The 15,072-nt window shown below is 73.7% G+C and carries 12 protein-coding genes and 2 pseudogenes; 6 read left to right on the top strand and 8 right to left on the bottom strand.

Annotated elements, in window-relative coordinates; translation table 11 throughout:
• Positions 1-250: 250 nt before the first annotated feature.
• A pseudogene (locus tag V8690_RS14575) lies at positions 251-1,353 on the bottom strand (mechanosensitive ion channel family protein).
• A gap of 311 nt (positions 1,354-1,664) precedes the next feature.
• Here V8690_RS14575 and V8690_RS14570 point away from each other — a divergent pair.
• The gene (locus V8690_RS14570; protein WP_019760491.1) at positions 1,665-2,201 is read left to right on the top strand and encodes an HNH endonuclease; all 537 of its coding nucleotides are present in this window, start codon (positions 1,665-1,667) and stop codon (positions 2,199-2,201) included.
• Positions 2,202-2,311: 110 nt separating this feature from the next.
• On the opposite strand, the gene V8690_RS14565 is transcribed toward V8690_RS14570, so the two are convergent.
• The 4 genes from V8690_RS14565 to V8690_RS14550 all read right to left on the bottom strand — a co-directional run bounded on the left by V8690_RS14565 (position 2,312) and on the right by V8690_RS14550 (position 7,870).
• On the bottom strand, positions 2,312-3,664 hold the full coding sequence (locus V8690_RS14565) for an FtsX-like permease family protein (protein WP_338779061.1): 1,353 nt from the start codon (positions 3,662-3,664) through the stop codon (positions 2,312-2,314).
• On the bottom strand, positions 3,661-4,347 hold the full coding sequence (locus V8690_RS14560) for an ABC transporter ATP-binding protein (RefSeq protein WP_338779058.1): 687 nt from the start codon (positions 4,345-4,347) through the stop codon (positions 3,661-3,663). The genes V8690_RS14565 and V8690_RS14560 overlap by 4 nt, the downstream gene beginning before the upstream one ends.
• Entirely contained in the window at positions 4,344-4,877 is a 534-nt protein-coding gene (locus V8690_RS14555; RefSeq protein ID WP_338779056.1) for a PadR family transcriptional regulator, read from the bottom strand. Before V8690_RS14555 ends, V8690_RS14560 begins: the two co-directional genes overlap by 4 nt.
• 77 nt (positions 4,878-4,954) lie before the next feature.
• Positions 4,955-7,870 (bottom strand): beta-N-acetylglucosaminidase domain-containing protein, encoded by a 2,916-nt coding sequence (locus V8690_RS14550; protein WP_338779053.1) that lies wholly within the window; start codon positions 7,868-7,870, stop codon positions 4,955-4,957.
• A 224-nt stretch (positions 7,871-8,094) separates the two neighbouring features.
• Between V8690_RS14550 and V8690_RS14545 the strand changes: the two genes are divergently transcribed.
• From V8690_RS14545 to V8690_RS14535, 3 genes are all read left to right on the top strand, one after another.
• Complete coding sequence (locus tag V8690_RS14545; RefSeq protein ID WP_338779051.1) at positions 8,095-8,364, top strand: hypothetical protein; 270 nt, start codon at positions 8,095-8,097, stop codon at positions 8,362-8,364.
• Positions 8,365-10,458: a 4-alpha-glucanotransferase gene (gene malQ / locus V8690_RS14540; RefSeq protein WP_338779049.1), complete on the top strand. Its 2,094-nt coding sequence runs from the start codon at positions 8,365-8,367 to the stop codon at positions 10,456-10,458.
• A 62-nt stretch (positions 10,459-10,520) separates the two neighbouring features.
• Complete coding sequence (locus V8690_RS14535) at positions 10,521-10,820, top strand: hypothetical protein (RefSeq protein ID WP_338779047.1); 300 nt, start codon at positions 10,521-10,523, stop codon at positions 10,818-10,820.
• A 161-nt stretch (positions 10,821-10,981) separates the two neighbouring features.
• Here V8690_RS14535 and V8690_RS14530 read toward each other — a convergent pair whose 3' ends face one another.
• Complete coding sequence (locus V8690_RS14530; RefSeq protein WP_338779045.1) at positions 10,982-11,560, bottom strand: TetR family transcriptional regulator; 579 nt, start codon at positions 11,558-11,560, stop codon at positions 10,982-10,984.
• A gap of 156 nt (positions 11,561-11,716) precedes the next feature.
• Between V8690_RS14530 and V8690_RS14525 the strand changes: the two genes are divergently transcribed.
• A complete protein-coding gene (locus V8690_RS14525; protein WP_338779043.1) occupies positions 11,717-13,159 on the top strand; it encodes an FAD-dependent monooxygenase in 1,443 nt (480 codons plus the stop codon).
• A 53-nt stretch (positions 13,160-13,212) separates the two neighbouring features.
• Here the strand turns inward: V8690_RS14525 and V8690_RS14520 are convergent.
• Positions 13,213-13,715, bottom strand: a pseudogene (locus V8690_RS14520) (MarR family transcriptional regulator); the annotation flags it as partial.
• Positions 13,716-13,821: 106 nt separating this feature from the next.
• Between V8690_RS14520 and V8690_RS14515 the strand changes: the two are divergent.
• Positions 13,822-14,793, top strand: a complete 972-nt coding sequence (locus tag V8690_RS14515) for an EamA family transporter (protein ID WP_338779040.1) — start codon at positions 13,822-13,824, stop codon at positions 14,791-14,793.
• Here V8690_RS14515 and V8690_RS14510 read toward each other — a convergent pair.
• A complete protein-coding gene (locus tag V8690_RS14510) occupies positions 14,765-15,043 on the bottom strand; it encodes an ArsR family transcriptional regulator (RefSeq protein WP_338779038.1) in 279 nt (92 codons plus the stop codon). The genes V8690_RS14515 and V8690_RS14510 overlap by 29 nt on opposite strands.
• Positions 15,044-15,072: the final 29 nt, after the last annotated feature.

Genomic DNA, 15,072 nt, shown 5'->3' with positions numbered 1-15,072 from the left:
GGCGCCCGGTCGTTCATGGCGCGCTGGAAGCGCGGGGTGCCAGGCGTGCCGGCGGTTCCTGCCATGCGCCCACTTCGGCTCAGCTCTTATGAGGAAAGTTCCCATTGGTGGGAAAGGAAGTCCGGCGCCGCGCGGGCGGCAACGGCAACAGGGACGGTTCAGGCGACGCAGTCGTCACCCGGGCATGCGAAAAGGGCGGCACCCGGAAGGCCCGGGTGCCGCCCTCGTCGTGCCGCCCTCTCCGGGACGGCTATTTCGTGGTGCTCGTCGGCGGTGCGGCGGGTGTGAGCGGGGACGCCGCCGCCGACTGCGGGGACGCCGAGTTCGCGTACACCGACGGGGGCGCCATCCCCGCCGTCGGGTCGGCGGGCGTCTCCTCCACCGGGGCCGTGGCGCCGCCGACGATCCGGATGTCCGCCGCGTCGAAGGCCCGCTTGATGCGCCAGCGCAGCTCGCGCTCCACGGTCAGGGACTTGCCCGGCATGGTCTTCGCCGAGATGCGCACGACCATGGAGTCCAGCAGGACGCTGTCCAGGCCGAGGACCTCGATCGGGCCCCACAGCAGCTCGTTCCAGGGCTCCTCGGCGCTCATCTTCTCGGCGACCTCGTCCAGGGCCGCCTTCACCTTGTCCAGATCCTCGCCGGAGTGGACCGTGACGTCGACGTTGGCGGTGGCCCAGCCCTGGGAGAGGTTGCCGATGCGCTTGACCTCGCCGTTGCGGACGTACCAGATCTCGCCGCCGTCACCGCGCAGCTTGGTTACCCGTAGGCCCACCTCGATGACCTCGCCGGAGGCGACGCCCGCGTCGATCGTGTCGCCGACGCCGTACTGGTCCTCAAGGATCATGAAGACGCCGGAGAGGAAGTCCGTGACCAGGTTGCGGGCTCCGAAACCGATCGCCACACCGGCGACACCGGCCGAGGCCAGCAGCGGGGCAAGGTTGATCTGGAAGGTGCCCAGGACCATCAGCGCGGCCGTGCCCATGATCAGGAACGACGCCACCGAGCGCAGCACCGAGCCGATCGCCTGCGAGCGCTGGCGGCGGCGCTCGACATTGACCAGCAGCCCGCCGAGCCCGGAGCCGTCCACGGACTGGCCGGTCCGGTTCATGCGGTCTATCAGCTTGGTGATCGCACGCCGGACGACGACCCTCAGCACCGCCGCTATCACCACGATCAGCAGGACCCGCAGGCCGATCGCGAGCCACGTCGACCAGTTCTGCTCGACCCAGCCGGCGGCGTTCGTCGCGCTCTCCTGGGCGTCCTGGAGCGAGGGCACTCTCGGGGTCTCCGTATCCGAGGGGCCGGCGACGGCGACGGGCCGGCGGCGAGCAGGGCAGCGGACAGGGACACGGCAGGTACCTCCAAGTACAGCGGTCCGCCCCGGTGCGGTGGTTCAGGGGGTCGAGGTCACGACGCGGTCACCGCGGGGGCAGAACCACCACACTAACGGGGCATTGTGTGTGCTTCCGCGGGATGTGTGAAGGAGAGACCGTGCTCACCTGGGCTTGAACAGGCCATGATCCGGGGGAGAATCAGATGTGGTCGAAAACACTCCCAGCCCGTTACGGGGACATGGTGGCGCTTTCACCAGGCATGAGGGGAGACTGGCTACGAATCGTCCCGGCGCGAGCCACGCGCCGCCGGCGTCCAAGGAGGCATCCGTGCCGCACGTCCTGGTCCTCAACGCGTCGTACGAGCCACTCGGTGTCGTACCGCTCCGCCGCGCGCTCGTCCTCGTCCTCGAGAACAAGGCCGTATGCCTCGAGGAGTCCGGCGCCTATCTGCACAGCGCGACCGTCACAGTCCCCGCACCCAGCGTGGTCCGGCTCAAGCGATTCGTCCGGGTTCCCTATCGGGGGCCCGTTCCTCTGACCCGCCGGGCGCTGTTCGCCCGTGACGGGGGCCGGTGCATGTACTGCGGTGGCGTCGCAACCAGCGTCGACCACGTCATCCCGCGCAGCCGCGGGGGCAAGCACGTCTGGGACAACGTGGTGGCGTCCTGCCGCCGCTGCAACCACGTGAAGGCCGACCGGCACCTCTTCGAGATCGGCTGGCGGCTGCGCCACAAACCCGCCCCGCCCACCGGCCTGGCCTGGCGCATCATCGGGACCGGCCATCGGGACCCGCGCTGGCTGCCGTACTTGCAGCCGTACGGCGCGGACGACGCCTTGGCCCGGATCGACGGCATTTCCGCCTGACGATGATCCGGGCTTTCGTATGGCCGCGCGCCCTTCGTGCTGCCGCGTGCGGCCGGCCGACCGGCCCGGAGAACCCCCGTTCCCGGGCAGGCCCGCCATGAGGAGGGCGCTTACACGTACCGCAGCTCCCCCGGGCGTACCGAGCGGCGCAGCAGGGGCAGCGAGGTGGCCGCGGCCAGCAGGCAGGCGGCGTAGACGGCGACGGGCACCAGGGAGATCGCCCAGGGCACCGGTCGGCCGGCGAGCAGGGCGTACCACGTGCCGATGGTCATGCCGCCCAGGCCCGAGAGCAGTACGGCGGGGGCGAGCGGCAGTGCGGTCTCCAGCAGCAGGGCCCGGCCGAGCACCGTGCGCGGCACTCCGGCGGCGGCCTGCGCGGCCAGGCCCCGGCGGCGGGTGGCCAGGGATTCGGCGGTGCCGACGGCGAGGCCGGACAGAGTGATCGCGAGGGCGACGGCGATGGCGGCGCCGGTGAGGTCGAGGCCGGTGGTGTAGTAGGGCGCGGGCCCGATGTTCCGCGAGGTGCGTACCACATCGCTCAGCACCTGCCGGATGCCCATGAAGCCGGTCCCGACGACCGTCACCAGCAGCACCGCCGCATGGGTGCGGGCGGCCGACCAGGGGTCGTCGCGCAGCCGTTCCGCCGCGATCAGCGTCGCCGCCGACCGGGCCCGGACGGCGAGGATCCGTCCGGTCGCCTTCGCGGTGACCCCGGACAGCCACACAGCGCCCGCGCCGACCGCGAGGACCACGCCCATCATCGTCAGCGGCGGCCCGCCGTCCGGCCGGTTGGAGGCGGCCGGAGCCGTGGTGACCACGGTCAGCAGCGCCAGCACCGCGACGAGCAGGATCCCGGCCAGGAACAGCAGCCCGGGCCCCCGTCCGTCGCGCGGCCCGACCCGGCGCACCCAGCCGAGCGGGGAGGCCACGACCCGGCGCAGCGCCAGTGCGCCCGCGGCCGCGCCCAGCACCGGTACGGCGACGGCGATCAGGGCGATCCCCGCCCAGGCCGGGACGGTCGGCCGGTCCCACTGGCGCAGCAGGAGCAGCAGCGAGAGGGCGGTGGCGACCGCCGAGCCCAGCAGACAGGCCAGCCCGGTCTCCAGCGCGGCGATCCGCCGCACCTGCCGGGGCGTCGCCCCGGCCAGCCGCAGCCCGGCCAGCCGCCGGTCGCGGTGCACGGCGCCGATCCGGGCGCACTGCCCGAGGAACCCCAGCACGGGCACGAGCAGGAGCAGCAGGCCGACGATCACGCCGGACCGTGTGCCTGGCTCGTCCAGCAGGCCCGCGGCGACGGGCACCTGGTAGCTGCCCCGCAGGGAGGCCAGGGCGACGGCGGCCAGCGCGAACCCCGTCGCGAGCGCCGCGCCCGTCGCCGTCAGCACGATCCGCCACCACTCGCCGCGATCGGAACCACGGGTGAGTTCCCAGGCGAGGCGCAGATCGGAACGCAGCGGGTTCATGCCGTCACCCCCAGCGGCGTCACAGCGCCGTCCCGCAGCTGGACCTCCCGGTCCGCGTACGCCGCCACCTGGGCGTCGTGGGTGATCAGCAGGACCGCCGTGCCCGCCTCGCGGGCCGTGTGGACCAGGGCCGTCATGACCTGCTCGCCGGAGAGCGAGTCCAGGGCCCCCGTCGGCTCGTCGGCGAAGACCACCTTCGGGCCGGTGACCAGGGCCCGGGCCAGTGCGGCCCGCTGGGCCTGGCCGCCGCTCATCTCCCCCGGCCGCAGGTCCTCCTGTCCGCGCACGCCGAACCGCTCCAGCCACTCACCGGCCCGGGCCCGGGCCTGCGTGCGGTCGGTGCCGGCCAGCAGCAGCGGCAGGGCGACGTTGTCCAGGGCCGTCAGCTCGGGGATGAGCTGGCCGAACTGGAACACCACGCCGAACTCGGTCCGCCGCAGCTCGCTCAGCCGCTTCTCGGGCAGGTCCTCCAGCCGCCGGCCGTCGTACGACACGGAGCCCTCGTCGGGGCGGACGATCCCGGCGAGGCAGTGCAGCAGCGTCGACTTCCCGCTGCCGCTCGCGCCGGTCACGGCGAGGATCTCGCCGGCGTGCAGGTCGACCGAGGCGCCGCGCAGTGCAGGTGTCCTGCCGTGCGTTTTGGTGAGGCCGCTCGCCGAGAGAAGAGGCACGGGTTTGCTCATGCTGCGTCGACCTCCGCGGTCAGGGTGGTGAGCCGGGCCGCCGTGGTGCTCATCCAGCGGAGGTCGGCGTCGAGGTGGTTGAGGGCGTAGTCCGCCGAGAGCACGGTCGCCAGATCGGCGCCCTGGGCGGCCTTGACCGCCGTGAGCTCCCGCATCCGTTCCATGTGGGCGGCGCGCTGGGCGCTCAGATAGGCGGCCGGGTCGCCGCCCGAGAGGATCGCGACCACGACCTTGGCGAAGATCTCGTTCGCCACGAACGGCGCGGGCGGCGTGATCTCCACGGCCCAGCGGAACAGTTCGCGCGTCCCCTCGTCCGTGGCGCGGTACATCGTCCGCTCCGGGCCGCCGTCCGAGTCGGTGCCCTCGACCTCGGCGAGGCCGTCCCGGACGAGGCGCTGGAGGGTCGTGTAAACCTGCCCGTAGGCCAGCGGACGGGCCTGCGGGAAGCGCTCGTCGTGGCGTCGCTTGAGGTCGTAGCCGTGGCTCGGACCCGTGGCGAGCAGGCCCAGCAGGATGTGGCGGGTGCTCATGCCGTCATTATGTACTGAGTACATGTACTGAGTGAATAGTGGGCGCCGGGCAAGTCCGCACCCGAACTCCGGGAGTTCTAGTCCGTGACGGCGTACGCCTCCACCGACCACAGCGAGTACCCGTACGGCGTGGCCCGCTTCTCGCCCTGTACCCGTACGAAGCGCACGTCGCGTTCGTCCATCCGGACGCTCTCACGGCCGCCCCGGCCGTCCCGTACCGCGGCCGCCGTGCGCCAGCGGCGGCCGTCCGGCGAGACCTGGATGCGGTACGCCGACGGGTGGGCGTCCTGCCAGCGCAGCACGACCTGCCCGAGCCGCGCCGGGCGGGGCAGCTCGACCTGCCACCAGGCGCCGTCGTCGACCGGGGACGACCAGCGGCTGTCCGGGTCGCCGTCGTTCGCCGCCGACGCGGGAAAGTCGGGCGTCTCGTCGCCCGAGGAACGCGCGGTGCCGGTGCGGGCCAGGTCGGGCCCGCCGGTGGGCGGGAAGGCCCGGACGGTGAGCGTGCGGGTCGCTCCCGCGAACCCCAGCCGGATGTCGTAGGACCGGTTCGGCGCACCGCGCTCCACGGTCACCTCGACCGGGACCTCCACCTTCGTGCCGCGCGGCACGGCCAGTTCGGCCTCGGGCACCCGCACCCGTAGGCCCTCGGGTGCCTCGGCGGTGAGCCTGCCGCGGGCGTCTGCGGGGCGCAGCGAGCCCAGCCCGGCCGTCAGCCGCCGCGTCCTGCCGGTCTCGGCGTCCACGCGGTCGCGCGTCAGCTCCAGGGAGGCGGCGGGGGAGTCCGCGAACCACGGGACCAGGTGGCGTACGCGGGACGACGCGGGACCGGTGACCCGCACGGCGTCCACCCGCTGCCCGGCCCGCACCTCGGTCGCGCCCGAAGCGGCCAGCCGGCCTGCCTGCCGCCAGCCCCGGCCCGGTACGTGCACCTGGACGTCACCCTCGGTGCCGGGGTCGGTGAGGGCCGTCACGACCGTCAGGAACCGGGGGTGCGGGAAGCGCAGGGTGCGGCCGTCGCCCGGGTCGCCGGGGCTGGGGGGCGGCTCGTGGTCGATGCCCGACCAGGCCGTGTACGCCTTCTGCGCCCGACCCAGAAAGGGGTCCAGGACGTCCGTGCCGACCTTGACCGGTGCCGGCTCCAGCCGGTCCCGCAGCGCGCCGAGTGCGCGGTACGCCGTCCAGGCCGCCGCCGCGTCCCCGGCGCGCTGCGCGTCCAGCATGTCGAGAGCGGCCGTGCCCGCCTCGCCGTAGCGCGCCAGCTGCTCCGACCAGGGGGCGACCTCCGGGGCGAGGGCGGTGCCCTTCAGCCGCCGGGGCAGCTCGCGCAGCACGGTGAACGCCTCGCGCAGCCGCCGCGCGGCGTCGCCGTCCGCCCCGGGACCACTCGCTGTGGCACCGCCCGCCGTACGGGCCCGCCAGTACGCCTCGGTCAGCGGACGCAGATACGCCGACTCCTCCTCGCCGAGGACCGACGACGCGTCGTTCCCGGCGAGCGCGGCCAGGGCCTCCTCACGGCGCCGGTCCCCGCCCGCCAGATCGGTGATCGCGGCGCGCCAGGACTCCCCGGGGCGGTAGGCGCGCGGGTTCCAGGCGTAGTCGGCGGCTGTGAACAGCGGGATGCGGGACGCCTCGGGCTGCTGCATCGCGTTGGCGAGCAGGGCGGCCGAGCCGGCGGCGACGGCCGGCTCGCGGCCCCGGTAGGGGCCGAGGAAGAGACGGCCGGGCTCGTAGTCGTTGACCGGGTAGTTGTCCATCGTGACCAGCGGATGCCGGAACGCCTCCCGGGCGTCGGCCAGTTCACCGCCCGTGATGGTGCGGGGCACCACCCCGACGCCCGTCCAGGCCACCTCGACAGCCGTGTCCAGCGTGCTCGCCAGGGCCCGGCGGTAGTCGGTCGTGCCCTCCTCGTAGTACTCGGTCGGCATCAGCGACAGACCGGCCGCCCCGGGGTGCCGTTCCGCCAGGTGCCGGGCCACCGCGTTCGCCACCCGGGCCTGCGCCCGCGCGGCCGCCCGGGGGCCGGAGCCGAACCGGTCGGCGTCCGCGTCACAGTGCCACTCGCTGTAGCTGACGTCCTGGAACTGGAGCTGGAAGGCCCGGAAGCCCAGCGCCCACATCGCGTCGAGCTTGCGCGTCAGCGCGCGCACGTCGGCGTCCGACGCGAAGCACATCGCCTGGCCCGGGGTCACCGCCCAGCCGAGCGTGACGTGGTTGCGGCGCGCCCGCTCGGCCAGCTCCCGGAACTCGGCGCGCTGCCCCGCCGGGTACGGCTCACGCCAGCGTGCCTGCCGGTACGGGTCGTCACCGGGGGCGTACAGGTAACGGTTCTGCTTGGTGCGCCCCATGAAGTCGAGCTGCCCCAGCCGCTGCCGGTGCGTCCACGGGGTGCCGTAGAAGCCCTCGGTGATGCCGCGGACCGCGGTGCCCGGCCAGTCGCGTACGACGGCGGCGGCGATCGTGCCGTCGGGACGCAGGAGCTGGCGCAGCGTCTGGACCGCGTGGAACAGGCCGTCCTCGCCGGTGCCGGTGAGCAAGACGCCGTCCCCGCCCACGGACAGCTCGTATCCCCCGGCGGGGAGGGCGCGGCGGTCGTCCCGGCGGACGGGTTCCGTCCGCGCCCGCACGACCAGCGCCCCGGGAGCGGCGGAGTCCGTGACCCGACGGGCCCCGGCCCGCCGCAGCAACTCGCGCAGGGCCTCGACGGCATGGGGGTCCACCCTGTTCGAGCGAAGCCGAGAACTCGGGGGAGGGTCGGCCTGTGCGTCCGTGATCAGGGCGACCTCGTCGGTGACCGGGACCGGTGCGCCGTTCGCGCGCAGTAACTGGGGGCGCGGCCAGACGGAGAGGTCCGGCTCGGCGGTGTCGGGGGCGGGTGTCGCGGTCGCTCCCGGAAAGGGCGGGGCCGCCACACCGGCGGGCGCAGTGCCGAGGGTTCCGGCGACGACGGCGACGGCGAGAGCCGCCGCCCGCTTCCCACGCCGCAGTCCCACAGGCCCCCTCCAGGTGTGTCCGACCGGGAGAACGAGCCCACCACCCGCCCGGTGAAGGTGTCAACGAGACTGGCCGTTGTGGCTGAATTGCCGGAATCTGGAAGGGGTGGAGGGGAGCGGAATGTGAGCAGAAGCACGATGTTCGGCCTGGGGTGTCTGCCTTCGCGTCGACTGGGTAGGGCTGCGATGACCCTTTGAATGCCGTACCCGACAAGGAGGCCCCCGTGGCTGCGATGACTTTCCTTCCGCTCCCGGCCCCGTCCAAACCCGTGGCGGACACGTCCGCCGACCTCGACCCCCACTATGACGATCCCCGCTACGAAGACCCTCACTACTGCGTCTTCAGCTCCGAGAGCACCTGCGCCGAGCCCCCGCTGACCAGCGAGACGCCGCTGCCCGACGCCGCCCCCCTCACCAGCGAGCCGCCGCTCGCCGAATCCGCCCCCCTCACCAGCGAACCCTCAGCCTTCGTCCCGGACATCACGAGGTCCTAGATGACCGCACCCCGGCCGGCCGAACCGCCTTCCGAGGACCTGTCCCGCCTCGCCGAACTGCACGGCGTCGCCACTTCGTACAGCCCGTCCCCGGACCGTACGGTCGCGGCCTCGGCCACCGCGGTCACCCTCACCCTGGCCGCTCTCGGCGTGGACGCGAGCACGCCCGGCGCCGTCCGCGCCGCGCTCGCCGCCCGGGAGCGGCACCTGGGTGCGAGGCTGCTGCCGCCCACCCTGGTCGGCTGGGGCACCAGCCCCCCGGCCGCCCTGGCCGCGCTCCCCGAGGGAAGCCGGCTGCGCATCGAGACCGAGCAGGGCGAGACGCTCGCCTCGGCCGAGCACCTCCCACCCGGTGTCCACCGGCTGACCGCCACCGTCCCCGACGGCCGCACGGCCACCGCCCACTTGGTCAACGCCCCGGCCCGCCTGCCCAGCCCCGCCGGACGCTCCTACGGACTCCTCGTCCAGCTCTACTCCCTGCTGTCGCACCGTTCCTGGGGCATGGGCGACCTGGGCGACCTCGCCGAGCTGGCCGGCTGGGCCGGACGGTCGCTCGGCGCCGGATTCGTCCAGGTCAACCCGCTGCACGCGGCCGTGCCCGGAGCCCCCACCGACCCCTCCCCGTACCGCCCCTCCTCCCGCCGCTTCCCCGACCCCGTGCACCTGCGGATCGAGGACGTCCCCGAGTGCGCGTACGTCGAGGACCGCGAGCGGCTGCGCGCCCTGCTGGAAAGATCCGGCCGGCTGCGCGAAGCGGTGCTGGAGCGGGGCGCGCTGATCGACCGGGACGCCGTGTGGGAGCTCAAGCGGGAGGCGCTGGAGCTGCTGTGCGAGGTGCCGCTCGGCCCCGGCAGACGCGCCGCCTACTGCGACTTCCTCGCCGAGCAGGGCCAGGCCCTGGAGGACCACGCCACCTGGTGCGCGCTCGCCGAGGTGCACGGCTCGGACTGGCACCGCTGGCCGACCGGCCTGCGCGACCCGCGCTCGGCCGAGACCGTCCGGGCCCGCAACGGACTGCTGGACCGGGTGGACTTCTGGTCCCGGCTCGCCTGGCTCACCGACACCCAGCTGACCGCCGCGCAGCGCGCCGGGCGCGAGGCCGGGATGCCGGTCGGGATCGTGCACGACCTCGCGGTCGGCGTCCACCCCGGCGGCGCCGACGCCTGGGCCCAGCAGGAGTACTTCGCCGCCGGCATGTCGGTGGGCGCCCCGCCGGACGCCTTCAACGCCCGCGGCCAGGACTGGGGCCTGCCGCCCTGGCGCCCCGACCGCCTGGCCGAGTCGGGATACGCCCCGTTCCGCGAGCTGCTGCGCGCCCTGTTCCGCTACGCCGGAGCCCTGCGCATCGACCACGTCATGGGCCTGTTCCGCCTGTGGTGGGTACCGCAGGGCCGTCCGCCGACCGAGGGCACGTACGTCCGCTACGACGCCGAGGCCATGCTCGCCGTCCTCGTCCTGGAGGCCTCCCGGGCCGGGGCGCTGGTGATCGGCGAGGACCTGGGCACCGTCGAACCGGGCGTGCGCGAGGCGCTGCGCGAGCGCGGGGTGCTCGGCACGTCCGTGCTGTGGTTCGAACGCGACTGGGAGGGCGACGGCCGCCCGCTGCCCCCCGACCGCTGGCGCGCCGACTGCCTGGCCACCGCCACCACCCACGACCTGCCCTCCACCGCCGCCCGCCTCACCGGCGAGCACGTCGAACTCCGCGACAGCCTGGGCCTGCTGACCCGCCCGCTGGAGGAGGAACGCGCCGAGGCCGCCGCCGACACCGCCGAGTGGCTGGCCCTGCTCACCCACCTCGGTCTGCTGCACGGCACCGGCGGCACCGACGCCTCCTCGGAGGAGGCCGAGATCCAGGCCGTCCACCGCTTCCTGCGCCGTACCCCGGCCCGCATGGTCGGCGTCTGGCTCCCGGACGGAGTGGGCGACCGCCGTCCGCAGAACCTCCCGGGAACGTGGGACCAGTACCCGAACTGGCGCCTGCCGATCGCGGACGCGCGGGGACGTCCTGTCACTCTGGAGCAACTGGCGGCGTCGCCCCGGCTGCACGCACTCATCGAGGTTCTGCGACAGCCGGACGGCGCGCCGCAGGGATGAGGCCGGACTCTTACGGCACCCCGGGCGCGCGGCCGCGACGGGCGTTGGATACTTTTGGCACCGTGGACAAGAAGAACGCCCTGCGCGCCGGCGCCCTGGCAGCCGGTACGACGCTGATGATGCTGCTCATGTCGTCGCCCGCCTCCGCGCTCACGCGCGACGACGGTGACGACCCCGGCCCGGGCCTGAGCGTCATCGAGACGCTGGGCCTCTTCGTCGTGGCCCCGATCGTGCTGTACCTGGTCATCGCCGGTCTGGTGATGGTCGGGGACAAGTCGCACAAGCGGAAGGACCCGACCAGCTCCAACATCAGGACCAAGGCCGACACGAAGGCTGACGCCAAGGCCGAAGCCAAGGCCTGACCAGGGCTCCGTCCGAGTCCGTCGCGCACCTTTCCGAGGGCGCCGTCCCCGCCGTACGTACGCGCATGCCGCCGTACGACGACCGGGGCGGCGCCCTCGGCTTTCCGGGCGCCCTCGGCCCTTCCCGGTGGCGGGGCTACCGGTTCTCCGGTGGGCGAGGCTCAGGGATGTGGTGCCGTCAGGTAGCGCTGCACCGTCGGCGCCAGCCACGCCACGATCTCCTGGCGGCTGAGCGCCACGGTCGGCGGGAGGCGCAGGACGTAGCGGGTGAGCGCCAGCCCGAGCAGCTGCGTGGAGGTGAGCGCGGCCCGCACCGGGACCTGCTCGGGGTCGGGGCACACCTGGCGGGCGACCGGAAGCAGCTGGTCCCGGAAGATGCCCTGCATGCGCTCGGCCCCGGCCTGGCTGGTGGCACCGACCCGGAGCAGAGCCGTGAGCACCTCGTTCTCCTCCCACATGGCGAGGAAGTGGGTCACGAGGGCGGACCCGACCTCGTCCCGGGGCAGCGGGTCCAGGTCGGGCAGCTTCAGATCGACGGCGACGGCGGCCGCGAACAGGCCCTCCTTGCTGCCGTAGTACCGCATCACCATGGACGGGTCGATGTCCGCGTCCCGCGCGATGGTGCGGATGGTGGCGCGCTCGTAGCCGTCGGCGGCGAAGCGCTCGCGGGCGGCGTGGAGGATGGCGGCGCGGGTGGCGTCGGAGCGTCTGGAGGGGGTCGTGCGCTTGCTGTCGGGCATGCCGACAACCGTAGGCCAACATGTGTAGGCCAACAAGTGTTGACGAAGCAGGGCTGCGGTTCTATGTTGGTCGACGATCGTTGGTCAACGACCGTTGGCAAACGTGTGTTGACCAACGGGATCGACCCACACGTGTCGGCCTACCGGGAGGCTCTGATGAGCGACACCCCCCGCACCGTGATCGTCGTCGGCTCCGGCCCCACCGGCCTTCTCCTGGCCGGTGACCTGGCCACCGCCGGTGTCCCCGTCACCGTCGTCGAGAAGCGCCCGCACGGGATCAGCAACCTCTCCCGCGCGTTCGTCCTGCACGCCCGCACGCTGGAGCAGTTCGACGCCCGAGGGCTGGCCGACGAACTGGACGCCATGGGCCGGCGGCTCGACCGGTTCCGCCTCTACGGCCGCCTCGGCCTCGACCTCGCCACGCTCCCCTCCCGCTTCAACCACCTCCTCGTCCTTCCGCAGTACGAGGTGGAGAAGGCCCTGGGGCGGCGGGCGCGGGAGGCCGGGGCGCAGTTCCGGTACGAGACCGAGGTGACCGGGCTGACGCAGGACGCGGAGGGTGTGACGGTCGAGGTCCGCGGACCCGGCGGCGGCCCGGAGGCGCTGCGCGCGGCGTACGTCGTCGGCGCCGACGGGATGCGCAGCACGGTGCGGAACGCGATCGGGCTGCCGTTCCCCGGCCGTTCGGTGATCCGCTCCGTCATGCTCGCGGACGTACGGGTGACCGAGGAGCCCGGGGAACTGCTCACCTTCGACGCCGTCGGCGACGCCTTCGCCTTCCTCGTCCCCTTCGGCGACGGCTACCACCGCGTCGTCTGCTGGGACCGCGGCCGCGAGATTCCCGACGACGCGCCGGTCGAGCTCGACGAGATCAGGGAGACCACCCGGCGCGCCCTCGGCCGTGACTTCGGCATGCACGACCCCCGCTGGATGTCCCGCTTCCACAGCGACGAACGGCAGGCGCCCGCCTACCGTGTCGGCCGCGTCTTCCTCGCCGGGGACGCCGCGCACGTCCACACCCCGGCCGGCGCCCAGGGCATGAACACCGGCCTCCAGGACGCGGCCAACCTGAGCTGGAAGCTGGCCGCCGTCCTCAAGGGACACGCGGCCGACCCGCTCCTCGACACCTACCAGGCCGAACGTCACCCCATCGGCAGGACGGTGCTGCGCAGCAGCGGTGGCATCGTGCGTGCCGCCATGGCCAGGCGGCCCTGGACGATCGCCCTGCGCACCGCCTTCGCCGCCTTCCTCGACACCGTCGGCCCGGCCCGGCGCAAGGCGCTCGGCCAGGTCACGGGCATCGGCTACCGCTACCCCGCTCCCCGCGGCTCCCACCGCTTCACCGGCCTCCGTGTCCCGGACGTCGCCCTGGCCGGAGGCGGTCGCCTGCACGAGGCGATGCGAGGCGGCCGCTTCGTGCTGATCACCCCGGAGCCGTACAAGGCCGGGGCCGGCCGTGAGGACCGGCTGGCCGTGGAGCACTGGGCGAGCGACCGCCGTACGACGGTGCTGGTACGGCCCGACGGGTACGCGGCGTGGGCGGCCGACGCGGCGGCCCTCCGGGCGATCGAGGCGGCCGTCGCCGCCCATGTGGGGTAGTCACCGCCCAGTGGGGTGCGAACGCGTCCGAGGCCGGCGCAGTCCTGCCGGTCCTCCGTCGTCCGCAGCAACTCCCTGAGCAGTTCCGCCAGTTGGCCGGCCTGCTCGGTGTCGAGGCCGGACAGGGCCTCCGTCTGGACGGCGAGTCCGGCGCCGACCGCCTCGTCGATCAGGTCGAGGCCCTTGTCGGTGAGCGTGACGTGCAGGCCGCGCCGGTCGTGCGGATCGGGGAGCGGCGCAGCAGGCCGGCGCGCTCCAGCTTGTCGAGGCGGCCCGTCATTCCGCCCGTCGTGAGCATCAGCGTGGCCGAGAGCTGCCGGGGTGACAGCGTGTAGGGCTCACCGGCGCGGCGCAGGGTCGCCAGGACGTCGAACTCCCCGCGGCCGATCCCGAACCGCGCGTACGCCTTCTCCGTCCGGTCACCCATCGCGCGGGAGAGCCGGTAGATGCGGCCGAAGACCTCCATGGCGGCGGTGTCGAGGTCGGGCCGCACTCTCGCCCACTGGTCGATGATCGCGTCGACGGGGTCCTTGCGCTGCTCGGCGCGTTCGCTCATGGGACGAGTATCCAATGACACTGGGTCGTCGGCAAGAAAGTAGCTTGACGGGAAGTTGCTTGGAGCTAAGCTACTTGCCATCGACCTACCTTGAAGGGCGCCTCTCATGGCCACCTCCCGCCCGGCTCTCATCGCCCTCACCGCCCTCGCCCCCGTCTCCTGGGGCACCACCTACGCCGTCACCACCGAGTTCCTCCCGCCCGACCGCCCCCTGTTCACCGGCCTCATGCGCGCCCTGCCCGCCGGCCTGCTCCTGCTCGCCCTCGCCCGGGTGCTGCCGCGCGGTGCCTGGTGGTGGAAGTCGGGGGTGCTCGGCGCTCTGAACATCGGCGCCTTCTTCCCGCTGCTGTTCCTCTCCGCGTACCGGCTGCCGGGCGGCATGGCGGCGGTCGTCGGCTCGGTCGGGCCGCTGTTCGTGGTCGGCCTCTCGGCCCTGCTGCTGGGGCAGCGGCCGTCGCCGCGCATGGTGCTCACCGGGTTCGCGGCCGCGTCCGGCGTCAGTCTGGTCGTGCTCCAGGCGGCCGGGGCGCTGGACGTGCTGGGCGTGCTTGCGGCCTTCGCCTCCACCGCTTCCATGTCCACCGGCACCGTGCTCACCAAGCGGTGGGGGCGCCCCGAGGGCGTCGGTCCGCTCGCCCTCGCCGGCTGGCAGCTGACCGCGGGCGGCCTGCTCATCGCGCCCTTCGCCGTCCTCGTCGAGGGCCCGCCGCCGGCGCTGGACGGCCGGGCGGTCGGCGGCTACCTCTACCTCGCCGTCGCGAACACGGCGATCGCCTACTGGCTGTGGTTCCGCGGCATCGGCCGCCTCACCGCCACCCAGGTCACCTTCCTCGGCCCGCTCTCCCCGCTGACCGCGGCCGTCGTCGGCTGGGCGGCGCTCGGCCAGGTGCTGACGCCGGTGCAACTGGCGGGCATGGCGCTGGCGTTCGGGGCGACGGTGGCGGGGCAGATCACGCCCCGGCGGAAGGCGGCAGCCGTGCGCACCTCCGCTGTCAGCCGGGCGGTACGACCTTCCTCTTCCCGGCGCCGCCGCGGGCCCGAGGCGTACGTCAGCGCGGGTCCCGGTCCGCGTCGATGACGGCCTGGACCAGGCCGGGGAACCTGCGGTCCAGGTCCTCCTTGCGGAGGCGCATGTACAGCCTGTTCCCGGCGTCGCGCTGGTACACCAGACCTGCCTCGCGCAGCACGCGCCAGTGATGGGTGCGGCTGGACTTGCTGACCGGCAGGTCGAAGGAGGCGCACAGCCGCTCCTCGTCCGGCCGTGCGGCGAGTTCGGCCACGACCCGACGCCGGTTCCCGTCGGCGAGCGCCAGAAGGACCGGCCCCACCTCCTGCTCCTCGAACACTCGCCCTTCAT

Origin of the sequence: Streptomyces sp. DG1A-41 (assembly GCF_037055355.1) — a bacterium.
In the GTDB taxonomy this organism is placed as follows: Bacteria; Actinomycetota; Actinomycetes; order Streptomycetales; family Streptomycetaceae; genus Streptomyces.
Note: the sequence above shows the minus strand (reverse complement) of the source record. Positions and strands in the feature narration are given on the sequence as shown.